This window comes from Tissierella sp. QWL-11 (assembly GCF_058683765.1).
This window is the reverse complement of sequence record NZ_CM178750.1, coordinates 818,174-841,893: the sequence shown is the minus strand read 5'-3', so window position 1 is coordinate 841,893 and position 23,720 is coordinate 818,174. Positions and strand designations below refer to the sequence as shown.

Here is a 23,720-nt window from a genome sequence, read left to right as displayed (position 1 = left end):
TAATCAAGAAAAAATTTTATTTTGTAAATGTAAATTTTTGTAACCTATTTGTTACCACATTATATATTGTTGTTATATAATATCTTTATAGAAAGGAGCATTTATGAGCAAAAAATTAATATTTATAATATCTATATTAGGATTTAGTCTAATATTTACTTCCTGTGAACAATCAGATAGATTTCCCACTATTGTAAATTTAGAAGAAACTATAGAAGAGATTATCAACTCTAAGGGTAAAAATTATGATTTTTTGAAAGATGAACTATATATAGAAAAGATGAATGAACTTGTAGAAAAATTTATAGAAAAAGGTATCATAAAGCCAGAAAACTTTGTATTTGGAAATTTAGATGAGGATACAATTCCTGAGATTATCGTATTTAGGGAAAGAAAATTTGAAGACCCAAATGATACAGGTTATTTAGAGATATATAAGTTTAACGGAAAAACTTATAACCTACTGGATAGTGTGACAATGAATTATGACAATAGCAATTATGATCTTAAAGTAGGTAAAATATCCAAACATGAAAATGGAATATATCTAAGCAACCAAGTAGGCAAAGGTTTTGGATTTACTTATGGATTTGTCCTTCGTGATGGTAAGCTCACAAGTATATTAAATGAAAAAATGTTGAATCTAATCTCCATAGAACCTATAAATGAAATCAAAGATATAGACAATGACGGGATATTAGAATTTAGCATCTATACAATTGATCCTGAGTCTAAAAAAGAAGATATAGAAGATAAGGATAAACTACTTCTATGGTACAAATGGGATGGCTTAGACTCTGCAAATCTAGTTGAAATGGAAAAAATAAATATTGAGAATAGTAAAGATATAAAATCTAATAAAGAAATCTTGGAAACTTCTAAAAAATTACTAAAAGACAATGATACTTCTTTTTTAGAATATTTAAAGAAAAACAATAAAGATTTATCTAATAATGACACAACCCAACTTTTAAAAATTTATATTTCAAATTTACAATCCCAAATCAATACAATTAGCTTAGATTTAAAAGATATCTATAAAGAATATAAGATTCCATTAAATAAGATAAACGATATAGATTATCTAAGATCAGAAGATATGATATCTTTAGATAGGGAAATTAAACAAGATATGATTAAGAAATTAAAATTAGGCTATAAGATAGAATTAATAGACAAGAATTATGAGTATGTAGTTAATCATGAATTCTTTGTAAAAGAGTTTGGAGAAAACATATCTAATGAATATAAAGATTTGCTAAAAATTATGAATGTAGAAGATTATGAAGATATAAGCTTTGAAAAGTTTACACAAAAAATTACTATGATGGAAAACTTTATAATTACCTACCCATATTCCCAGTCTATAGATGAAATAAAAAAAATTATAAATCAAAATATAGATACTTTTATTAAAAGAACATACGAAAATCCAATTACTGAAGAACAAAGAGAGTTTCTAGAGGAAAACTACCAACACACATACCTCTTTGAAAATGTAAAAATTTTAATAGATAAAGAAAAGTAAAAGTAACAATTACCTTCTTCTTTAATACTATAATATTAAATAGTATTAAGGAAGGAGGATTTTTTTTGTTATCTAGAGAGAGATTTATAAAAATGTCATTACACATGAATTTGTTTTTTTTAAGACTTATAAAAGAACATCTTTACTTTATACAAACAAACTTAAGTCCAGTAAATACTAATCTAATTCAAAGAGCTAATATATTAAGGATGAGTTTTGCCGACTTACTAAAGGAAACCGTGTTGTTATCAGATGGAGTTATAGGAGAAAAACATCTAGAAAATAAAGATATAGTTACTCCATATACATTGGATGTAGAAGAAATTACCTCTAAATTGACAGGTTTAGAAATAAATACAAATATTACAAAATTAGAGTACAAATTAACTAGTGACCCTGATTTTGTCTATGATGAAGAAATGGAGCTAAAGGTAGAAAATTTAAATTTCCGTATTATGAACTTAGTCAAAGAAGCAATAGAATATAAGAAGAATTTATTAGAATTAGTTTTAGATTGCAATGTCTATATTACCCTTTATCCAGAAATTTTAGATCATATTATAGAGGAAGAAGAGATGTATCTAGCTCATCTAAATTCACTCTCCCAAAAGGAAATGCCACATATGGAGCCTAAACAAATGATGCAGTTTTGGAATTATATTATGAAGGAGCATGCTCAGTTTATAGATGGAATGCTTGACCCTTCAGAAGAAGATTTGAAGAAAATGGCTAGAGAATTTATATGTATATATGAAAGATTGCTAGATGATTATAGAAGAGGTTCACAAAGACAAATTGTACAAAAAAGTCTTAGAGCTACAAAAGAAATAAAGAATTATAAAGAATCTGCTACTAAGGGCCTAATAAACTGTGAGATAAAATCTATAATTCCTCCACTTTTAGCTGATCATGTACTTCGTGAAGCCTATCATTATTTGAGAATGTTAGAAAACATGTGCAAATAGTGAACAATAGGGACGGGAAACTTTGTTCAAAATGAACAAAGTTTCCCGTTCCTTGATTATTTAGATAATATCCTGTTACTATTACCCCTTTACTCCTTATAATTTTTAGGAGTTGGAGCCTTTATTATTATTAATTCTAGGACTTGATCATGAAGATTTTTTACATTCATCTTAATATTATATGGAATTTGTAAAATATCTCCTTTTTTGTATTCATGTATTTCTTGCTCATCTAATCTTATTGAAAGTGTCCCTCTTATAACTGTCATATATACATTTGAGTTGGAGAAATGCTCTGGCATCCCCTCATTTTTATTAAATACCATATGAATATAATTTAAATTATCATCCATAATAATTTTTTCTACTGCCTTTACATCTCCTGTACTATATTTAAAAACCTTTTCTATCATATTGGCACTCTCCTTTTATTTTCTAATATTTAAACTTATTTTTCTATCTCCCTATTTTTATACAGCTTACAGGGCATTTTTCCATTGCTTCTATAGCTTTTTCTCCTTTATCCTTACTTATACTTTTAATTGAAGCTGCCTTTTTATTGTCCATTACAAAATAATCAGGAGCTAATTTAGCACATAGACCACATCCTATACAAGTTTCTCTATCTAGCTTTATTTCTCCTTTTTTCAACATATCTTCTCTTAGTGGAATATCTTCCTTTTTCACTAATTTTGAAACTATATATCCCATTATTATTATTGATATAACTGTAAATATCCATCTTGTTATCATAAATTTAGAGCTTAAAAACTTTGCCTCATTTGCAAGCATAGGTATTTTAATTACTGCCCAGGCACTTAATATCACTACTATATTTGAAACACTGGCTCCTTTTTTTAACAAGGTCTTTGCCACAGGAAAAGCTGCATATATGGGACCCGCTGAAATACTACCTAAGCCCAAAGCGATAAAAGAACCCCTTAATCCAGATTTTTCACCAAGTGACTTCATTATTAAATCCTTAGGTATCCAAGCATCAATAAGAGCTGTTAGTAGAAATACTACTGGCATTATGATTAACATTTCTTTTAAATAATATCCAGTATTTGTAATGGCTAAAGCTGCCTTTTCTGCATTTGCTATAAATAGTATTATATATATACTCAGTACCATAAATAAAAATCTATTTTTCTTTATCCTTTCTATCATAGCACTACCCCCATTAATACTGAAATTACAATTGCAAAACCAAAGCTCAATAAGTTTCTACTTATAGCAAACTTCCTACCGAATTCTTTGCTCTCTAGATCAAAAGTTACAAACCCAACCATTGTAAGAGTAGTTAGAAATGATACTGCCGGCATAATACTAGCCCCCATATCTACCATTGATCCTACTAAAGGAAATGCTACAAAAGCTGGAATTAATGTTATACTGCCTACTAAAGCTGATATAACAGTAGCCAGAATTGGATTTGAACCACCTAGATAATTTTTGATTGTCTCTGGAGGTATAAATGTCACAATCAATCCTATTAAAAATAATATACCTAGTATTTGAGGTAACATGCTTCCCATCATATTCTTTGATTTTTTCATAGAATCCACTGTCTTTTCTTTGCCTTTTATCATAGAAATTATAAACCAAATCAATGTGACTACCCACATTCCAAGGGTAAAAATATCCATATAATCTCTCCTTTCATTTTCATTTCTTTTATAGAATAATATATTCTGATATAATAAAAAGTAACTATAGTTACTTTTTGGAGGTTTTTTTATGGATATATTTAATTCTATTAATTTTTTATTAACTCTTCCTCTATTTAATGGGTTTAATCATAATGACCTATATCATTTTTTAAAAGACAATTCTCATATTAAAAATTTTTTTCAAGAACAAATTATATATTTACAAAATGAAAAAGCTACTACTATGGATATAGTATTGTCTGGAGATATAATAATCAAAAATATAGATAAAAATGGAAATATATTATCTATAGTTTCTTTAACCCAGGGAGATATGCTTGGAGGAAATCTTATATTTTCAAGTAAAAACGAATATCCTATGACTATAATAGCAAAGACAGATGTGAAACTCTTAAGAATAAAAAAAGATATGATATTAAATTTATGCCAAGTAAACAAAGATTTCTTAGCTAATTTACTGGAAATTTTTTCTGATAAAGCCTTAATTTTAACTAGTAAAATAAATTCTTTGGCCAATAAAACTATAAGAGAAAAAATGATAGAATTTTTATTATTTGAAATAAATAGACAAAAAAGTGATACTATTATACTTCCTCTTTCAAAAAAAGAATTAGCTGAAAGATTTGGAGTTGAGAGACCTTCTTTACAAAGAGAACTTAAAAAAATGAAAAGAGATGGATTGATTTCATATAATGCTAAAAGTATAACTTTAGAAAAATATTAGCAGCGAAATTTGCTTAATTACTAAAAAATACTCCTAGACTTGAAGAGCTAATTGATGTAAAATATAAATTAACAGAAAATTTCCAAATTTAAAAGGGGGTAAATTGGATGGATTATAGAAATGCTACATTAAAAGACATACCTGCTGTTTCAAAACTACAAGAAAAATATCATATAAATACCATAAGTGAAGAAGATAAACCTGATGGATTTGTAACTACTCTATTTACTAAAGAACAGTTTAAAGAATTAATAGAAAAAGAAAATGGACTGGCAATAGCTTGTGATGGAGACAAGATTGTAGGATATGCTATGGCAGCATCTTGGAAATATTGGTCTGCTTGGCCCCTATTTCAATATATGATAAAAGATCTTCCTAATACAAAATATCTAGGGCAAACTCTTTCTACAGAAAACTCTTATCAATACGGACCTATTGCTATTCATAAAGACTATCGTGGCAGTGATGTACTGCCAAATCTATTTGAATTTTCTAGGACTCAAATGAAAGATAGATATCCTATTTTAATTACCTTTATAAATCAAATAAACCCAAGATCATTTAGTGCTCATAAGAAACTGGGACTGGATATAATCAAAGAATTCCAATTTAACAATAACAACTATTACGAATTAGGTTACGATATGTCTAAAAAAACTAATGGATCTAGTATATAGTAAGACAAGGAGTTTAACTCCTTGTCTTATCTTTAATATAAATGATTTAAAGGCCCTCTTCCTTTACCTAAATCTAATCCATCTTTTATTGCCCCAGTTAGATACTCTTTTGCCTTTATAAAGGCTGTCTTAATATCCATTTCCTTAGCAAGATTTGCTGCTATGGCTGAGGATAAAGTACATCCTGTTCCATGAGTGTTAGGATTATCTATTCTTTCTCCTTCTATCCACTCTAATTTTCCATCTATATAAAGTAAATCATCTGCAGATTCTGATAGATGCCCTCCTTTTACTAATACAGCTCCATTTATAGATTTTCCTATTATCTTAGCTGCTTTCTCCATATCTTCTTTATTTTTTACTTCTATTCCACTTAATACTCTAGCCTCTTGCATATTTGGAGTTATTATATCTGCTAATGGTAATAGTTCTTCTATCAAAGCCTTATTGGCTTTAGGATCCATTAAGGCACTACCACTTGTAGAGACCATAACTGGATCTAGAACTATATTTTTTGCCTTATAATCTCTTAATTTCCTAGCAATTATCTTTATTATCTCTTCATTTGAAACCATTCCTATTTTGATGGCATCTGGATATATATCTGTAAATACTACATCAATTTGTTTCCCTACAAATTCAGGAGACGAATCCATTACATCTATTACTCCCATGGTATTTTGTGCTGTTAGAGATGTGATAACGCTCATTCCATATGTCTTATGAGCCGCAAAAGTCTTTAAATCTGCTTGGATACCTGCTCCACCACTGCAATCCGAGCCAGCTATAGTTAGTAATTTTTTCACTGCTTCCCTCCTAAGTGTTTCTTTGCTAATTCCTTTAATTCTCTTGTAGCTTTTCCTATATCTTTTTTAGCCAATATAGCTGATATCACAGCAATTCCATCCATTTTACTCTTTTCTAGAAGATGAATGTTTTCATGATTTATACCACCTATTGCTATAACTGGAATATCTACACTATTTCGAATATCTTTTAGTTTTTCTAAATCTACAACCCTTGCATCTGATTTCGATTGAGTTGGAAATACAGCTCCTGTGCCCAAATAGTCTGCTCCTTTATTTTCAGCATCTATTGCTTCTTCAATATTTCCAACAGAAACTCCTAGAATTTTATCTTCTCCAATTAAATTTCTAGCTTTAGAAATCCCCATATCTCCTTGACCAATATGAACTCCATCTGCATCTATCTCTAAGGCTAATTGGACATTGTCATTTACTACAAATGGGATTTTATATTTATCTGTAACCTTTTTTACCTCTATAGCTAGTTTTTTAAATTCTTCATGTTCCAAATCCTTTTCTCTAATTTGTACAAATGTAACCCCATTTTTTATAGTTTCTTCTACCACTTCAGCTAAATTATCTTCTTTTAACCATGTTCTATCTGTTACTAGGTAAAGAAGTAAATCTTTATTCTCTAATTTCAACTTTTAAACCCTCCTCTAATGTTTTTTCATCAATTTTGCTAATATAATCTATTAAAAATGTTCTCAGAGATCCTGTTCCCAAATCTTCTTTTATCATTTTTTCATTAGCCAATTCTCCACTTAATCCCATCATTCCCACTGCTAGTGCAGTACTATCTAGGATATTTTCAATATTTGCTCCTACACATCCTCCTATAAGTCCTGTTAGCATACAACCTGTACCTGTTATCTTTTCCATATTTTCATGTCCATTTTTTATGATATAAGTGTTTTTATTATCTGTAACTATATCAATAGGTCCAGTTATAACTACTACTGAATTATAAGTTTTGCTTACTTCTTTTGCAATTTTTATATACTCTTCTAGATTAGATTGGTTTATAGCATCTTCTATACTTACATCTACTCCGCTGGAGGTTTTATTACCCTTTAAAATTGCTTTTATCTCTGAGGCATTTCCTCTAATTACTGAAAACTTTATTTCCTCTAATAATTTCATACTTGTATTTGTTCTTAATGTAGATGCACCTATTCCTACAGGATCAAATATAACAGGCTTGTCCAATTTATTTGCAGTTTTTCCAGCTTTTATAATAGATTCTATAGTTCTAGAGTTTAGCGTTCCTATATTTAAAACTAGGGAATTACAAATAGATGTGATTTCTAAAACTTCTTCTATATCATCTGCCATTATTGGAGATGCCCCTGATGCTAAAATTGTATTTGCTACATCATTTACAGTTACATAGTTTGTTATACAGTGTACAAGTGAACCACTTTTTAAGTTTTCAAAAGTTTTATTAAACATTTTGATTCCTCCAAATTATTATTTTATATCAAAAAAAGACTCACCTAAGCAAGTCTCATACCAAATTTTTTGTATGTTCCCTACGTTAGCATTATCTAAATCAGGTATATGGTCGAACTGATTCACAGCTCCTCTCAGCAAGGTCTCTCCAAGCTCCCATTTTATGTTATTAAACTTAATTATATAAAACAAAGTTTGTATTGTCAATTTGCCCTATTCTTTCTCTTATGGATTAATTTATATGTTATTATAATTTGATTCATCTAATATCTTTATAAATTCATTAAAGTCTCTAATATAAATATCTGAGATTTTTAGTATTTTCTCTAAATCATCAATAGAAGCATTGTCTTCTACAGCTATAACATTTAAACCTGCATTTTTAACAGATAGCATAGAGTATAAAGAGTCTTCAAATACATAGATCTCTCTAGGTTTTAAATTCAATTTTTTAGCTGTAAGTTTAAAAAAACTTTCATCATCCTTCCCTAGACCACTGTTTTCACAGGTTTGTACAAACTCAAAATAATGGGCAATATTATATCTATTTAAAACACTAAATATAAGGTTTTCATCAATTACACTTCCTATTGCCATTCTAATCCCTTTGTTTTTTAACTCCTTTATCATTTCTATTGCATAGGGCTTTAATTTTGCATCTTCTCTATAATAGGAAATTAATAATTTGTCCATCTCATGTTTTATCTCTGTATGAGTTTTTTCAATCCCATACCTTTCTTTCATATAAGAAATTCCTTCATCAACTGTAAGTTTTTCTAAAGCATGATTTAAATCCTTTGAAGCTAAAACTCCTATAGATAATAAATAGTTTTTTCCTAGATTGTTCCAAAATTCCATTGAATCTATAAGAGTCCCATCTACATCAAATACTGCCGCCTTCATCTAATACTTCCTTTCATTTATAGTTTTATTCAATTTATTTAGTTTATTATTTTTATCTCAAACTCTAAAACATGGTTATTATTCATTATACTATATTTAGAAAACATACATAGTAGCAAATATTTATTTTAAACTTGTTTTTTATTATTCATCTTTTTATTTCTTTCTAGTGTTTTTATAAATAGAATTGAAAAATGGATTCATGTGTGGGAATAATTTTATCAAATAGTGAGATAATCTTACTATGTATTTTTCATAAAAATTTTGAGGAGGAATTACATATGAAAAGACCTAAAAAATTAATTTCCATATTTCTTATAATTATTCTAATATCATCATTTATTATAGGATGTACAAATACAGATGTAGAAAAAAATCCAGAAGACCAAGTTCAAGTATCAGACAAATCCACAGATATAGTAATTATTGGAGCAGGTGGTGCAGGATTAGCAGCTGCTTTAGAAAGTAAAAATGATGGAAAGCAAGTAATTATTGTAGAAAAAATGTCTGTTGTAGGTGGCAATACTCTTTGGGCTACAGGGGGTTTAAATGCTGCAGGTACTTCAGTACAAGAAGAACTAGGTATAAAAGATAGTCCTGAACTGCACTTTCAAGATACTATGAAGGGCGGATACGAAAAAAACGATCCTGAACTTGTAAGAATTATGACAAATAATGGAGCTGAGACTGTAGAGTGGTTAATTGGTTTGGGGGCAGATTTAAGTGACGTAGGAAGATTAGGAGGTGCAAGTGCTGACAGAGCTCATAGACCTAGTGGTGGAGAAGCAGTAGGTTATAATTTAGTTAAGACCTTAAGTGATAATGCATCTAAAAATGGAATAGAAATATTAAAAGAAACTAGGGCTACAGAAATCCTCTATGAAGACGATCAGATAAAAGGAATAGTTGCTGAAGATAAAGGTGGAAATAAATTTACTATTGAAGCTAAAGCAGTTATAGTTACAACTGGAGGTTTTGGTGCTAATTCTGATATGGTAGTTGAATATGATGAATCTCTAAAAGGGTTTGGCACTACCAATCATCCTGGTTCAACTGGAGATGGAATCATTATGTCAACTGCAATAGGTGCTGATTTGGTTCAAATGGAAGAAATCCAAACACACCCCACAGTAGCTATAACTAAAGGATATATGATAACAGAAGCTGTAAGAGGAAATGGTGCAATACTAATAAATAAGGATGGTAAGAGATTTGTAAATGAAATAGATACTCGAGATGTAGTATCTGAAGCTACATTAAATCAAAAAGAAAAAACCTCTTTCTTATTTTTTGATGAAGGTGTTAGACAAAGTCTAAAATCTATAGATAAATATATAAATATGGGATTAACTACTGAAGCAGATACAATAGAAGATTTAGCTAATTCCCTAAACATTAGCTCAGAAAACTTAAATGAAACTTTAAATTCCTATAATCAATATGTGGATTTAAAGAAAGATAAGGATTTTTCTAGACCTGATATGCCAAGAAAATTAGAAAGCCCTAAATACTACGCCATAGAAGTAGCTCCAGCTGTTCATCATACAATGGGTGGTTTAAAAATAAATCCACAAACCCAAGTGCTAAATACTGAAGGCGAACCAATAAAAGGCTTATATGCTGCAGGTGAAGTTGTAGGCGGAGTACATGGTGGTAATAGATTAGGCGGAAATGCTCTTGTAGATATAATTGTATTTGGAAGAATAGCTGGTAATACAGCTGCAGAAAATATTGAGTAATTCACAAAAAATAATAGCTATGGAGATTGTGATAAAATATTTGATATTTATCTACAATTCCATAGCTTTTTTAGAATCATATTATGATATCTAAATCCTTCGAGGAAATAACCTCTCCATCGTAATTTTGTTTTATTTCATTTATCATTTCTATCTCTCTATCTATTTCTGATATTACATTTCCCTCTTCATCAGGCACTCTAAAGAACAGTTGATGATATAATACTAACTTTTTAGGATTTGCTTTTTTAGCAACTTCTCCTAATTCTAAACTAGATGTATGTACACTGGTGTGGTACCTATGCCATTGTGGTGATCTTCTCTTAACTCCTTCATGGGAATAGACCTCATGAATCAATATATCACAATTCTTTGCATGTTTAATAAGGTTCTCTGACGGAATTGTATCCCCAGATATTACAATCACCTTATCTGGAGTGGTAAACTTGTATCCATAGGCTTTAAATGGAGGATGCTCCACTAAAAATGCTTCAACTGTAACAAATTTATCTTTATATACTATTCCTTCTTTAATTTCTTCAACTTCTACTTTTATTCCCTCTTGATTTGCCTTCTCTAATCCATTCATTCTTCCATGGATATCAACCTTATAAGCTTCTAAAATATGATCTGTCATATCTTTTAAACCTGTAGGTCCAAATAATTTAAGTGGCTCATTTCTTTCTAAAACCCATGGAGTATAAATTAAATCTGTTAAACCTATGGTATGGTCAGAATGTAAATGGGTTAAAAATCCCCTCTTTAAATTTGAAGCCTCTAGTGCTGAAACCCCCATTCTATTTACTAACTCTGCTTGTCTTACTAAGCCTACTCCAAAATCTACTAAGTATGAATTTTCTCCTACTATTATTGCCACACAGGGCCCAGATCTTTCTGGCACTGGGTTTGGAGTTCCTGTGCCCAGCATTACTACCTTTGTTTCTGTATTCATACGATATACCTCCTAAATATTAATTGTCTATCTTATCCATTGTAATTCCAGTAAATCCATATATCAAATTCACAGCTATAACAAAATATGCAAATAAAACATAAGGTATAAATTTAATAGCCTCTACTCCAAGTATATTTTGTGCAAAAAGTGCAGGTACACTCCAAGGAACTAAATTTATACAAGCAGTTCCTATTGACTGTGAGATTCTAGCTAAGTTTTTAGAATGTAGTTTCTTTTCTCTGTAGGCATCCCCAAACATTCTTGCTGGAATAACTACTGCCAATAATTGTGCCCCTGTTGCAAAAGCCACAGCCAGCCCACTTAACATTGTCACGGAAACTAAACTTCCAACAGAATTTACCTTTTTCATTATTACATTTAATATAGCGTCCAATGACCCAATCTCTTCCAATATACCTCCAAAGGCTGTAGCAACTGTCAATAGAATAACTGTACCTCCCATAGAAGTAATCCCTCCTCTAGTTAAGAGGGAATCTACCATTTCATTTCCTGTTTCAGAGACAAATCCACTAGTCATGGTTCTTATCACACTTCCTAAATCGTAACCTTGAAAAACTATTGCAGCAAGGCCAGCTAAACCCGCTACCATAATTAAAGATGGAAGAGCTGGAAATTTCTTTATTGAGAACAATATTGTAATTACAGGGATTAGTAGTAATAATGGAGTTATGGTAAAGCTAGCTAATAAACCTTCCAATATGCTTTCGATAGTTTCTAAATTTGCTCCTCCTGTAATTACATGTCTCGCCCCTAAGATATAGTAACCTATTAAGGATAATAACAGTGCTGGAATACCTGATTTTGCTAAATGCCCTAATAGCTCAAAGAGGGAGCATCCTGTCACAGCCGATGCCAGATTAGTAGTATCTGACAAAGGAGATGTGCTATCTCCAAAATATGCTCCTGATATTATAGCACCTGCTAATAATGGAGCTGGGAATCCCATTCCCACTCCTGTAACCATCAAGGCTAGTCCTACTGTTGCTATTGATGCAAAGGATGTTCCTGTAGCTACAGCCACAATGGCTGTAACAAAACATGCAGTAGGTACAAATATACTAGGACTTATTATTTTTAAGCTATAGTATATTAAAGATGGAATTACTCCACCTTGTATCCAACTCCCTACTATAGCTCCTATTATAATCACTATAAATAGAGCTGGCAATGCTCTAGATACTCCTGCTACCAGGCTATTCTGTAGATTTTCCCATTTTAGTCCTTGGGTGATTCCTATTATACCTGCTACTATAATACCTCCCACTATAGGGATATTCATTCCTGCTTTCCATTTTAATACTGATAATAATCCTAATACTACTACAGCTAAAATTGGTAAAATCGCCAAAACTAAAGGTAGTTCTGATTCTTCCAACTGTTTATCTTCTTTTTTCATATTTGCCTCCTCTAGTATAATTATTTAACTTACATAAATGAACAACGTTTCCCGTCCCTTTTGTTCATATCTAATTTAACAGTTTAAAGGAATGATATCATCATTATACATATGAGTCAATATTTAAAATTAGTAGATCAATTATATAGTATTATTTTATTTTATGATGGAAATAATTAGAATATTTACTTCTATTATACTTGTATTACCAATCATAATGTAGCATTATATAAGTAAGAGGATTTAAATTTTCTTTGAAAGGATGATTATATGGATAAGATTGTTGAAAGATTTAAAAGATATATTGCTATCGATACAAAATCAGATGAAAACAGCCAGACTTGTCCTAGTACCAAAGGACAATTAGAACTAGGAGCAATATTAGTAGAAGAGTTAAAGGAAATAGGACTTAGTGATGTGAAGCAGGATAAAAATGGATATGTATATGCTACTTTAAAATCTAATATAGATAAAAAAGTTCCAACCATAGGGTTTATTGCCCATTTAGATACTAGTCCAGATCTAGATGGAAAATGTACGAATCCTCAAATAATCCACTATGAAGGTGGGGATATAAGACTAAATGATCAATATACTATGACTGTGAAAGAATTCCCTCACTTAAATGAATTAATTGGTCAAGATCTTATGATAACAGATGGTACAACTTTACTTGGTGCAGACGACAAGGCTGGTGTAGCAGAAATCATGGATGCAGTGGAGTTTTTAGTTGAAAATCCAAATATCAAACATGGAGATATAAAAATTGGCTTTACCCCAGATGAAGAAATAGGAAGAGGAGCTGACTTATTTGATGTAGAGGGCTTTGAAGCTGACTTTGCATATACTGTAGATGGTGGCCCTTTGGGAGAATTAGAGTATGAAAATTTCAATGCTGCCAGTGTGAAAATAGAAATTCAAGGTAAAAATGTTCATCCTGGAACAGCAAAAAATATAATGATAAACTCTTCACTTATTGCAATGGAAATAGAAAACATGCTTCCAGTAAACGAAAAACCAGAATATACTGAAGGATATGAAGGTTTTTATCTATTACGTGGAATTAATGGAAGTGTTGAACATACTACTGTTAACTATATTATTAGGGATCATTTTATGGACAAATTTGAAGAAAAGAAAAACCATATTAAAAATGTAGTTAAATTTTTAAATAATAAATATGGAGATATTATCAATATAGAAATCAAAGATAGTTATTATAATATGAAGGAAAAAATAGAACCACGTATGGAAATCGTAGAATTAGCAGAAAAGTCTATGATAGAATTAGGCATTGAACCTATTATTAAGCCAATTAGAGGTGGTACTGATGGAGCTAGATTATCCTTTATGGGACTACCTTGTCCAAATATCTTTACTGGAGGATATAATTTTCACGGAAGATTTGAATTTATACCAATAGAATCTATGAAAAAAGCATCTGAATTAATAGTAAAAATAATAGAAAATAATGCAAAGTAAATAAAATATGCTTAAGAACTATATTTTATTAAATAGGTTCTTAAGCATATTTTTATATTTCTACAATTTAAATTCAAATAAAATAATTATCTATATTATCTACCCTCATATTATAAATTTTATTTAAAGGATTCCGCCATCTTTATTAATTCATCTTTAATGATTCCTCTACCATTTAACATATAGATGACTCCATTATCTTCCCAGTCTAAATTATTCCCATACAATAATGCATCTACACCATTTACTTTTATTTTTTCAACTTTATTTCCTCCTGCTTCATATGCAGTCTCTTCATCAGCAAATCTTTGTTGCATATAAATATATTCTCCCGTCTCTTCATTGGTAAAGAATAAAGAAATATACTTAGTATTTTCTACAACTCCATTTTCATCCCTAAAAAATTCAGCCCTATCGAACTCATATCCTTCTGGTAAATAATTAGGAAGTACTACATCAAAACAAGTATAGTCATTTAATTCATTAGTATTTTTAACTACTAAATCTTGTATTTCTCTTTCCTTCTCTTTTTCAGAATCAGTAACTATTTTTATCTTATCATCAAGAGAAATAAAATTGTGTATTTCTTCTCCATCAGCTGTATATATTTTCTGAGGTTGCCCCACTACAAACTCTTCTATTGGGTTCCCATCTTTATCAAAAATTTGACCCTTTAGCGATTCTGAAACAGGCATAATTTCTCCCTCTTTAGGGTCTTCATAGACTGTTACGTGTCCAATGGATATGCTTTTTAATACTTTATCTACTAATTCCTGTGCAAAAGATGTTCTCATTGTTGTAATACCCAATACGCATACTAATGCAATGGAAGCTACTTTCATAATAGGTCTTTTATTCTTATTTGATTTTTTCATACTATCTTCTCCTTTATACTTATTAATATTTTTTAAGGTCTTATGAAATACTTCTTCTTTATTACTATTTTGGCTAAAATCATTATTAGCTAAATCCTTACTTAATTGTAAAATCTCGTAGTATTCTTTTTCTTGTGAATCATTTTGATTTTCTATCCCATCACTATCATCATCTAACTCTATGAAAAACTTATCTTCAATCTTTCTTTTACTCATACCTAATTCCTCCCTCCAATTCACTTTTTAGTTTTTTCATTGTACGATAGAGAATTACTCCTACATTACTTTCAGTAAGCCCCAATACTTCTGCTATTTCCACATTTTTTAAATCCCCACCAAATTTAAGCGCTATAATATTTCTCTCTCTTGTATCTAAAACTTTTAATGCATCTAGAAGTTCATCCTTGGTTTCTTCTATCTCAACTACATCTTCTGGTGTCTTTTTACTTGATATTAAATCTTTAATTAAATCTATTGAAAAAACCTTGTATTTTTTTCTCTCCCTAAAATAATCATTTATTGTGTTCCTAGCTATGGCAAACATCCACACTTCAAATGGAGATTTGTCTTCACAATAGCTATCAATTTTAATCATAATCTTTTCAAAAACCTGACTAGTCAAATCTTCTGTTATATGACAAGAATTAACTCTGTAATATATATAGTTATAAACTCTTTTATAATAGGTTTCAAAGATATAAGTAAAATCCATTTCTCTATATTTAATCTCTTTATCTTCTTTTTTATCTAATATATTTCTTAATGCAACTGGTTGCATCCTTTACCCCCTTTCATATTTACTTGGCCAAGTAATATAATATTATCTAGACTCTCTTTTTAATTCCTTTCTCATATGTTAATACGAAAAACTTTCCATTTCATTACATACTTTTTTATAATTTATTAAAAACTCCCCAAACTTTAGTTTGAGGAGTCTTTAATAGTAAAACAAGATTTTTCTATACTTATATTTATATATCCTTCATTTTTAAATCACCTTATCTCTATTTAACTAAACAATGACTTAAAAAATTCCTTTATAGCATCTAATATCTTTTCTAACAGTGATTTTACTTCCTCATTGTTTTTTAAAGTATCATCTAATTTTCCGCCTATATTTTTAAGTTGATTTTTGATTTCTTCTGTATTTAAATCTAAGCTATTTATTTTTTTCATTAATTTAGTTAGATCATTAATTTGATCTGTATTTAAATTTATATCTAATTTGCCTGCTATTTCTATAATTATCTTTTTTATATCTTCTTTATCTTTTATATCTTTAGATAGAATTTCTTCTTTTATAATACGGATTAATTCACTTGCTTCTTCCTTCCCTATTTTTTCACCTAATTCTCCAGTTTGAACTACCTCTTCATTTGCAACTCTCTTTTGCTTTTCACTTATTTCTTTCCCAGTAGCCTCTTCAAAGGCCTTTATTATTCCAGTTAAAGCTCCAGTTCCTGAAACTTCAAAGGGAGCTGCAACTACTATTTTTGCATCTTTTAGTCCAGCTGTTACCAAGGCACTTTCATACATCTGCTTTGTAACCCAGTTTATATTATAGGTACTTACATCTATCCCCTTTCCTTCTTCTAATAGTTCTACATAAGCTGATGATATAGTTTTATTGCCTATTTTAGCTTCACTAACTATTCCCTCTAGATATTTTCTTTCTTCTTCATTATTTACTTCTATAATATTCACTTCTTCTTTTTTCATATTAAATAAATCTAGCATATCTTCTTTTTGATTATCAGTTAAATCTCTTCCTAAAGTTACTACATTAGAACTATCTGCATATACAAACACATTCAACACAAATACATATATTAAAACTATACTAATATATTTTTTTAATTTATATATTTTCATATTCCCACTTCTCCTTTATTGTTAATTAAAGTTTTTACAACAATTTATTACAACTCTTATTTAGATAGGATACTTATAATATAACATTATATCAGATATTGCTCAAAATCCATATTTCTATTTTTAAATATATTGAGTTTCCCTAAATATTGGGTATATAATTATTATTAATAAAAAGGAGGGATTTTATGACTGTTGTAAATTATAAAGAGGTCCTCAACTTTTGGTTTAACCCTGAAAATATCTCACTTCAATTTGCTGAAAATCCTAGTTTTGATGAAAAAATCCGTGATAAATTTCTACAAACTTGGGAAAAAGCTTCACAGGGACTTTTAGTAGATTGGCGAAAAGATATAAAGGGCAGACTTGCAGAAATTATTGTATTAGATCAATTTTCTAGAAATTTATGGAGAAATGATATTCGCACATATACTCAAGACAAAATGGCAATAGCACTAGCTCAAGAAGTGGTAAATCATCCTGATTATGATCAACTATCTAGAGAAGAGAAAACATTTATACTCCTACCCTTTATGCATTCTGAATCTTTAGAGCTTCATGATTGGGCAAATAAGTATTTTGAGGAATTAGGAGATGAAGATACTATTTATTTTGAAAAACTTCATAGACAGGTCTTAGAGGAGTTTGGTCGTTATCCATATCAAAACAAAGACCTAGGTAGAGAATCAACTCCAGAAGAATTAAAGGCACTTGAAGAGAATAAGGATGGATTTTATAGTTAAGATTTTAAATCTTTTGTAATTAGAGAGTTTAAAAAACCTGATAAAGCTAAGTTTTAGCTATTATCAGGTTTTTAAAGACTATCCTATAAATGTAAAATACATTATCACTAAGATACCAAGTATAATTCTATACCACCCAAATACCTTGAAATCATTATTTCGAATATACTTCATTAACATTTTAATAGCAATAACAGATACTAAGAATGCTACAATCATACCTACAAGTAATATAGTAATTTCTTCTACTGTAAAGTTAAAACCAAACTTTACTAATTTTAATGCACTAGCTCCAAACATTATTGGGATACTCATAAAAAATGAAAATTCTGCTGCTATATGTCTAGATGTTCCCAATAACATAGCACCAATTATAGTTGCACCTGAGCGTGATGTCCCTGGTATTAGAGAGAGAACTTGAAACATCCCTATTCCAAAAGCAGTTTTATAGGATAATGTTCTAAAGTCATTTGTCCTTGGCCTAGTATTTTTGTTCATATTTTCTATAACTATAAAAAGAACACCGTATACAATTAGCATAATTGCAACTGTAAGATAATTATAAAATTTTGCATCTAACCAATCGTCTAATAATACTCCTAGTACTCCTGCTGGGATGATTCCAATAACAACTTTATACCATATGGACATACTATCCTTTTTTTCTTTAAGTGACTTCTTAGGTGAAAATGGATTTAATTTATGGAAGTATAAAAGTACTACAGCCATAATAGCACCTAATTGTATAACTACTAAAAACATTTCCTTAAATTCTGCTGATGAGTTTAGTTTTATAAATTCATCTACTAAAATCATATGTCCTGTACTACTTATAGGTAACCATTCAGTAATTCCCTCTACAATCCCTATAATTATAACTTTTAATAATTCAACAACAAACATGAAAGTGTACCCCCAAACATCTATTAATATGTATTTTCTGTGTAATATTATATAGTTTCTTTATACTCAATATTACACAAATTTTATTATACCATAATTAAAGCATTATGATATAAAATATTAAATAAGAGTACAACCTAATGTTGATTCTATTTGTTTTAATGCAAACTCATGTGCTTCATTATCAAAGGAGGCCACCCCGTCTTTAAATACTTTTATATTATATGAAATATTTCTTCCATCTGCTGCTGTATAAAGTACACAAATATTTGTGCATACTCCAACTATATATATTTCATTTACTCCTTTTTCTCTTAAATATAAGTCTAGATCTGTTCCATAAAATGAACTATAGCGTCTCTTTTTAATAACTTTATCCCCTTCTAATACTTCTAATTCATCTATTATCTTACTTCCTTCTGTATCCTTTATACAATGAGGTGAAAACATATCAAACTCTTTATCATCTACTTCGTGATTATCACATACATAGACTATTGGATAACCTAATTTTCTAAATTCTTCTATCTTTTCCTTTATAAATGGAACTATATTTCTGCCATCAGGTCCTGTTTCTAATGCTCCTCCTTCATCTATAAAGTCTTTTAACATGTCAATTACCAATAAAGCTTTCATTTTTATTCTCCTCCAGTAATTTATAGATTAAATATTTTAAATATTATTTATTTATAAATCGATTATATCATATCAGCATGTCCACTTAGAATAAATTTCTAATAATTGTTTATAAATACCCCCGACGGGTATATATTCTTTAATAGAAATTTTAGGAGGGTTTATATAATGAATAATATTGACCTATTAGTTACTTTAACTCAACACGAAAGAGATTCAAATAATGTTACCATAGCTTTTACTATGGGATTAAAAGCTGCACAGAAAGGATATGATGTGGAGTTAATACTTTTATCAGATGCTGTTCACTTGGCAAGTAAGGGTTATGCAGATAAGATAGATATCGGAAAACCTTTTGAATCAATTAATAAATTACTTCCAGCTTTTATAGAAGCTGGTGGGAAATTAAAGGTTTGTTCAGCTTGTATGATGCATAATGGTGTAAGTGAAGATAATTTAGTAGAAGGGGCAGAGATTATAGGTGCAGATTATGTTGTAGATGCAGTAATGGAGTCAAAAAAATCATTACAGTTAAATTAATGTAGATTTATTGAATAAATATAGGCCTTCTTGGAATAAGAAAGCCTATATTTTGATAGAAATATTAATTTATTTTTAACTAGGAAATTCAATTTATATTCTAATTTAAGCTTCTTTCATACTATTCCCTCCTATTTTATCATTCCAGGTTTTATCTCCTTAGGTATAATAGATTTATATTCTCTTCCATTAAGACTTTTCTCTAAGTCTTCTTTTGCCTTTTTGGCAATTTCAGGATTATTTAATATGTCTACAGCACAACGAGCCATAACCTTTGCTGCAGATGTCATTCCTCGATGGGATATTTGAGATTTTCCTTGAGCTACTGTATTCCAGCTATGTGCAGTTGTTCCCAAGGCATAGCAATTACCCATAAACCAAGTTGTAGGTATATTCCAACTCACATCGCCCACATCTGTAGATCCCATTTTCATTGGAACAGGTGGAAATACTGCATCTGCTAATGGCCCCTTAAATAATCCTTCACCTTTTTCTCCATATACTCTTTTAGCTAATCCTTGAATCATTTTTATTTCAGTCTTATCTCCAACAGCATGGAAATCCTTTGCATATTCTATTTCTTCTTCTGTATATTCTAAAGGATAAATATCTTTTATGTGTTTAAATGCCAATTGGTCTAGGGTTTTATTTTGAAGTACATCTGCATAAGCACTAACTACTTGTATATCAACTGTAGTTCCATTCATCATTGCAGCACCCTTTGCTACTGCATTTACCCGTTCTAGCAATTCAAATAATTGATCATTTTGAGGTGCTCTTATGGAATACAATACTTGAGCATTTGCTTGTACTACATTTGGTGCATTACCACCAGTCTCTGTCACTGCATAGTGAATCCTTGCTTCAGAAATAATATGCTCTCTTAAGTAATTTACTCCTATATTCATAAGTTCTACAGAATCAAGTGCACTACGTCCTAAATGTGGAGATACTGCTGCGTGAGAACTTACACCTTTAAAGTTGTAATAGACTCTTGCATTGGCTAAGCTAGATGTGGATCCTGCTGTTGCAGAATATGGATGCCATGCCAAACAAATATCACAATCATCAAAGCTGCCTTCTCTTTGCATAAATGCCTTTCCAGCTCCACCTTCTTCTGCTGGACAACCATAATAAATTACTGTACCTTCAATTCCTTTTTCCAATAGATAGTCTTTTACTCCTACTGCTGCTTGCATACAGCCTACTCCTAAAAGATTGTGACCACAACCATGACCATATCCACCTTCTACTAATGGATCTTGTTGTAATTCATCTGCCTTTTGAGATAATCCTGGTAAGGCATCAAATTCTCCTAAAAACCCAATGACAGGCTTACCACTACCAAAAGTAGCAGTAAAAGCAGTTTCTATACCTGCAATTCCCTTTTCAATAGTAAATCCCTCTTCTGCCATTACTTTCTGCTGCAATTCAGATGATTTGAACTCCTTATATGCCGGCTCAGCAAATGACCAAATCTCATCACTCACCTCGTGAAACCTTCCCTGTTTTTCATTTATTGAATCTTCTAATAATTTATAATCCATAAATCTCTCCTCCTTTATTGTTTATTTTAAAAGAGATGGACATTTAAGTCGAATATATAATATTTATACTGGTATAACTTATACATATATCATTGTAAATTACTAAAGTTAATCCTATAATTATATAGTAGGAGGGTGATTAAATTGAAATTCAAGCAAATAGAGTATGTTTTGGCAGTTTCACGAACCCGTTCCTTTTCTCAGGCAGCAAAGGAACTCTTTGTCTCACAACCTAATATAAGTTTCTCTATAAACTCTCTTGAAGAGGAATTAGGATTTCAAATTTTCCAGCGTACAAATCAAGGGATAAGCATAACTGTTGAGGGAGAATACTTTTTAACACATGCAAAAAATATACTAAATGAATTAGACAAAATTTCTTGCATAAAGGAAAAGGAGCCATATAGAAAATTTTCAATAGGATGTATGTTTAACCACACTTCCGTATCTGAAGCCTTTATAAAACTTTGTAAGAACTTTGAAAATAGCTCTAAGTTCAATTTCTCACTATACACTGGCTCATCCAGAGATATAATTGAAGATGTCTATCAAAATGTAAGTCAATTGGGAATTATATTGATTAATAGCATGGTATTGGATAGTTATATAAATACTATGGGTAATAAAAATTTAGATTTTAAAGTAATAAAAAACATGAATATAAATGTAAATCTAAGAAATGGACATCCTTTGTTGCAAGAGCAACCCTTTGACTTTTCTAAACTATACGATTATCCCTTTGCAGACTATAATTTTAATGCCCAATCTAATTTTACAATAATAACAGAGTTTCAAGATATACTTTCTATGGGATTTATAAATATGGATAAAGTCATAAATGTAGATGAAAGAGAAACTAGAAGACAGATAGTTCTATCTACAAATTCATTTAGCGTAGGTTCTGCCTTTCATCCTAATATGGCGGAAATTGATGATATAGTATCCATACCAATACCTAAATTAGAAATGTGCTTAGTATTAATAACAAAGGAAAACCACCTCTATAGTGAAGAATTAAATATATTTATTAAACTACTTATGGAAGAACTTTCAAAGATAATATATCTAAAATAGATCATATAAAAATACACTAAAAAGTTAAAAATACCTTTTTAGTGTATTCAAATGAAACCCTATTTTTTTATCTTTAATCTTCAAAATTTCCTTTGACAAGTACTCTCTTTTCTTGCATCATTATTTGTCCTCTAGCTATTAGTGTATCTATGTCTAAATTTTCATCTAATAATAATATATCAGCATCACTACCTTTATCTAATAGCCCTTTTTGAGGATATACACTTAAAGCTTTTGCTACATTTTCTGTTGAAAATCTTATGGCATCTTTAATTTTAAATTCATGGTTTAAAATTAAGGATTTTATTACCTGGTGCATAGTATCCATTTTCCCTACACCAATACCTATCATCTCATTTTTGTCATTCCATTTTGGCATACTACCATTACTATCTGTACTAAGTGTTATCTTATCTGCTGGAGCCTTTTTAATGGCATCAGCTAATAAATTAGCCGTCTTATCATCTTCTGTTCTAGCAGTAAAATCAATATATCCTCCCATATTTGCAAATTTTATAGCTGAATCAAATATCTTGCCTACATGAGTTGGTCTAAATACGCTTATTGGAATATCTTCTGTTTCAAGTATATCAAATAATAAATCTAAAGCTTTTTTCCCATTTCCCATATGAATATGAACTACTCCAGGTTTCTTTGATATTAAACTAGCTAATCTAGCCTGTGATGCTAATTTTATCATTTCTTCCTTTCTCATATGAGAAGACCTATGGTCTGATAGTGCAATCTTTACACCTATTATCTCTTTTATATATACGATATCCTTTTTTACACTTCCTGTAATAGTTGGAGACGGATATTCATATGAACCAGTCAGACAGTGAGCTGTTAATCCATATTCATTAAGTGCCTTGGTTTTAGCTACTAAGTTTTCTACAGATCTTGTAGTTGAGTCAGTACCCAATAAACCTACAACTGTTGTGACTCCTGATTTTATACAGTCTGTTAATTTTAATTCAGGTACTCTAGTAGTAAATCCTCCTTCTCCACCTCCCCCTGTAACATGTACATGCTGATCTATGTATGAAGGAATGGCTATTTTCCCTTCACCATATATTATCTCTATATCATTAAAATTATAATTTAAATTATGTCCTATGTTTATTATCTTTTCATTACATATTAAAATATCTTGATTTGATTTTTCACCATATAAATTAACATTTTTTATAAGTTTTATCATAATATCAC

Annotated in this window: 25 protein-coding genes; 9 read left to right on the top strand and 16 right to left on the bottom strand. The window is 30.0% G+C overall.

Annotation, left to right across the window (positions count from 1 at the left end; genetic code table 11):
* Window positions 1–103 precede the first annotated feature (103 nt).
* Both AC4PG3_RS04085 and AC4PG3_RS04080 read left to right on the top strand, forming a co-directional pair.
* Window positions 104–1,528, top strand: coding sequence for a hypothetical protein (locus tag AC4PG3_RS04085; RefSeq protein ID WP_492197800.1), 1,425 nt, complete (start codon window positions 104–106; stop codon window positions 1,526–1,528).
* Between the two features lie 65 nt (window positions 1,529–1,593).
* A complete protein-coding gene (locus AC4PG3_RS04080) occupies window positions 1,594–2,493 on the top strand; it encodes a DUF2935 domain-containing protein (protein WP_492197799.1) in 900 nt (299 codons plus the stop codon).
* Between the two features lie 89 nt (window positions 2,494–2,582).
* On the opposite strand, the gene AC4PG3_RS04075 is transcribed toward AC4PG3_RS04080, so the two are convergent.
* From AC4PG3_RS04075 to AC4PG3_RS04065, 3 genes are read right to left on the bottom strand one after another with little or no spacing between them, the layout of a single operon-like run.
* Window positions 2,583–2,906 (bottom strand): cupin domain-containing protein, encoded by a 324-nt coding sequence (locus AC4PG3_RS04075; RefSeq protein WP_492197798.1) that lies wholly within the window; start codon window positions 2,904–2,906, stop codon window positions 2,583–2,585.
* Between the two features lie 43 nt (window positions 2,907–2,949).
* The gene (locus AC4PG3_RS04070; RefSeq protein WP_492197797.1) at window positions 2,950–3,663 is read right to left on the bottom strand and encodes a permease; all 714 of its coding nucleotides are present in this window, start codon (window positions 3,661–3,663) and stop codon (window positions 2,950–2,952) included.
* Entirely contained in the window at window positions 3,660–4,142 is a 483-nt protein-coding gene (locus tag AC4PG3_RS04065) for a permease (protein ID WP_492197796.1), read from the bottom strand. The genes AC4PG3_RS04070 and AC4PG3_RS04065 overlap by 4 nt, the downstream gene beginning before the upstream one ends.
* Before the next feature lie 91 nt (window positions 4,143–4,233).
* Here AC4PG3_RS04065 and AC4PG3_RS04060 point away from each other — a divergent pair, with 91 nt between their 5' ends.
* Together AC4PG3_RS04060 and AC4PG3_RS04055 are read left to right on the top strand one after the other, a co-directional pair.
* The gene (locus AC4PG3_RS04060; RefSeq protein WP_492197795.1) at window positions 4,234–4,890 is read left to right on the top strand and encodes a Crp/Fnr family transcriptional regulator; all 657 of its coding nucleotides are present in this window, start codon (window positions 4,234–4,236) and stop codon (window positions 4,888–4,890) included.
* Between the two features lie 107 nt (window positions 4,891–4,997).
* Window positions 4,998–5,567, top strand: coding sequence for a GNAT family N-acetyltransferase (locus AC4PG3_RS04055; RefSeq protein WP_492197794.1), 570 nt, complete (start codon window positions 4,998–5,000; stop codon window positions 5,565–5,567).
* 32 nt (window positions 5,568–5,599) lie between these two features.
* Here AC4PG3_RS04055 and thiD read toward each other — a convergent pair whose 3' ends face one another.
* The 4 genes from thiD to AC4PG3_RS04035 form a co-directional block, all read right to left on the bottom strand.
* On the bottom strand, window positions 5,600–6,373 hold the full coding sequence (gene thiD / locus AC4PG3_RS04050) for a bifunctional hydroxymethylpyrimidine kinase/phosphomethylpyrimidine kinase (RefSeq protein ID WP_492197793.1): 774 nt from the start codon (window positions 6,371–6,373) through the stop codon (window positions 5,600–5,602).
* A complete protein-coding gene (gene thiE, locus AC4PG3_RS04045; protein ID WP_492197792.1) occupies window positions 6,370–7,017 on the bottom strand; it encodes a thiamine phosphate synthase in 648 nt (215 codons plus the stop codon). The genes thiD and thiE overlap by 4 nt, the downstream gene beginning before the upstream one ends.
* Window positions 7,001–7,825 (bottom strand): hydroxyethylthiazole kinase, encoded by an 825-nt coding sequence (thiM, locus tag AC4PG3_RS04040; RefSeq protein ID WP_492197791.1) that lies wholly within the window; start codon window positions 7,823–7,825, stop codon window positions 7,001–7,003. The genes thiE and thiM overlap by 17 nt, the downstream gene beginning before the upstream one ends.
* A gap of 237 nt (window positions 7,826–8,062) precedes the next feature.
* Window positions 8,063–8,728: an HAD family hydrolase gene (locus tag AC4PG3_RS04035; protein WP_492197790.1), complete on the bottom strand. Its 666-nt coding sequence runs from the start codon at window positions 8,726–8,728 to the stop codon at window positions 8,063–8,065.
* Window positions 8,729–9,009: 281 nt separating this feature from the next.
* Between AC4PG3_RS04035 and AC4PG3_RS04030 the strand changes: the two genes are divergently transcribed.
* Window positions 9,010–10,467: a flavocytochrome c gene (locus AC4PG3_RS04030; RefSeq protein WP_492197789.1), complete on the top strand. Its 1,458-nt coding sequence runs from the start codon at window positions 9,010–9,012 to the stop codon at window positions 10,465–10,467.
* Between the two features lie 76 nt (window positions 10,468–10,543).
* Here AC4PG3_RS04030 and AC4PG3_RS04025 read toward each other — a convergent pair whose 3' ends face one another.
* Together AC4PG3_RS04025 and AC4PG3_RS04020 are read right to left on the bottom strand one after the other, a co-directional pair.
* Window positions 10,544–11,419, bottom strand: coding sequence for an MBL fold metallo-hydrolase (locus tag AC4PG3_RS04025; RefSeq protein WP_492197788.1), 876 nt, complete (start codon window positions 11,417–11,419; stop codon window positions 10,544–10,546).
* Window positions 11,420–11,438: 19 nt separating this feature from the next.
* Window positions 11,439–12,839: a Na+/H+ antiporter NhaC family protein gene (locus tag AC4PG3_RS04020; RefSeq protein WP_492197787.1), complete on the bottom strand. Its 1,401-nt coding sequence runs from the start codon at window positions 12,837–12,839 to the stop codon at window positions 11,439–11,441.
* A 270-nt stretch (window positions 12,840–13,109) separates the two neighbouring features.
* Between AC4PG3_RS04020 and pepT the strand changes: the two genes are divergently transcribed.
* Window positions 13,110–14,321 carry a peptidase T gene (gene pepT, locus AC4PG3_RS04015; RefSeq protein WP_492197786.1) on the top strand — a complete coding sequence of 404 codons (1,212 nt, stop codon included), beginning with the start codon at window positions 13,110–13,112 and terminating at the stop codon, window positions 14,319–14,321.
* A 119-nt stretch (window positions 14,322–14,440) separates the two neighbouring features.
* Here the strand turns inward: pepT and AC4PG3_RS04010 are convergent, their stop codons facing one another.
* The 3 genes from AC4PG3_RS04010 to AC4PG3_RS04000 all read right to left on the bottom strand — a co-directional run bounded on the left by AC4PG3_RS04010 (window position 14,441) and on the right by AC4PG3_RS04000 (window position 17,068).
* Window positions 14,441–15,412, bottom strand: coding sequence for a DUF4367 domain-containing protein (locus tag AC4PG3_RS04010; protein ID WP_492197785.1), 972 nt, complete (start codon window positions 15,410–15,412; stop codon window positions 14,441–14,443).
* A complete protein-coding gene (locus AC4PG3_RS04005; RefSeq protein WP_492197784.1) occupies window positions 15,405–15,974 on the bottom strand; it encodes a sigma-70 family RNA polymerase sigma factor in 570 nt (189 codons plus the stop codon). The genes AC4PG3_RS04010 and AC4PG3_RS04005 overlap by 8 nt, the downstream gene beginning before the upstream one ends.
* A 230-nt stretch (window positions 15,975–16,204) precedes the next feature.
* Complete coding sequence (locus AC4PG3_RS04000) at window positions 16,205–17,068, bottom strand: DUF1002 domain-containing protein (protein ID WP_492197783.1); 864 nt, start codon at window positions 17,066–17,068, stop codon at window positions 16,205–16,207.
* Window positions 17,069–17,256: 188 nt separating this feature from the next.
* On the opposite strand from AC4PG3_RS04000, the gene AC4PG3_RS03995 reads away from it, so the two are divergent.
* Window positions 17,257–17,811 carry a DUF924 family protein gene (locus tag AC4PG3_RS03995; RefSeq protein ID WP_492197782.1) on the top strand — a complete coding sequence of 185 codons (555 nt, stop codon included), beginning with the start codon at window positions 17,257–17,259 and terminating at the stop codon, window positions 17,809–17,811.
* A gap of 78 nt (window positions 17,812–17,889) precedes the next feature.
* Here AC4PG3_RS03995 and AC4PG3_RS03990 read toward each other — a convergent pair whose 3' ends face one another.
* Together AC4PG3_RS03990 and AC4PG3_RS03985 are read right to left on the bottom strand one after the other, a co-directional pair.
* Entirely contained in the window at window positions 17,890–18,714 is an 825-nt protein-coding gene (locus AC4PG3_RS03990; protein WP_492197781.1) for an undecaprenyl-diphosphate phosphatase, read from the bottom strand.
* A 120-nt stretch (window positions 18,715–18,834) separates the two neighbouring features.
* Window positions 18,835–19,350: a cysteine hydrolase family protein gene (locus AC4PG3_RS03985; RefSeq protein WP_492197780.1), complete on the bottom strand. Its 516-nt coding sequence runs from the start codon at window positions 19,348–19,350 to the stop codon at window positions 18,835–18,837.
* A gap of 168 nt (window positions 19,351–19,518) precedes the next feature.
* On the opposite strand from AC4PG3_RS03985, the gene AC4PG3_RS03980 reads away from it, so the two are divergent.
* On the top strand, window positions 19,519–19,890 hold the full coding sequence (locus tag AC4PG3_RS03980) for a DsrE family protein (RefSeq protein ID WP_492197779.1): 372 nt from the start codon (window positions 19,519–19,521) through the stop codon (window positions 19,888–19,890).
* 131 nt (window positions 19,891–20,021) lie between these two features.
* On the opposite strand, the gene AC4PG3_RS03975 is transcribed toward AC4PG3_RS03980, so the two are convergent.
* Window positions 20,022–21,437 (bottom strand): M20 family metallopeptidase, encoded by a 1,416-nt coding sequence (locus AC4PG3_RS03975; protein WP_492197778.1) that lies wholly within the window; start codon window positions 21,435–21,437, stop codon window positions 20,022–20,024.
* A 144-nt stretch (window positions 21,438–21,581) separates the two neighbouring features.
* Here AC4PG3_RS03975 and AC4PG3_RS03970 point away from each other — a divergent pair, with 144 nt between their 5' ends.
* On the top strand, window positions 21,582–22,511 hold the full coding sequence (locus AC4PG3_RS03970) for a LysR family transcriptional regulator (RefSeq protein ID WP_492197777.1): 930 nt from the start codon (window positions 21,582–21,584) through the stop codon (window positions 22,509–22,511).
* 73 nt (window positions 22,512–22,584) lie between these two features.
* Here AC4PG3_RS03970 and iadA read toward each other — a convergent pair whose 3' ends face one another.
* Window positions 22,585–23,712 carry a beta-aspartyl-peptidase gene (iadA, locus tag AC4PG3_RS03965; RefSeq protein WP_492197776.1) on the bottom strand — a complete coding sequence of 376 codons (1,128 nt, stop codon included), beginning with the start codon at window positions 23,710–23,712 and terminating at the stop codon, window positions 22,585–22,587.
* Between the last annotated feature and the right edge of the window lie 8 nt (window positions 23,713–23,720).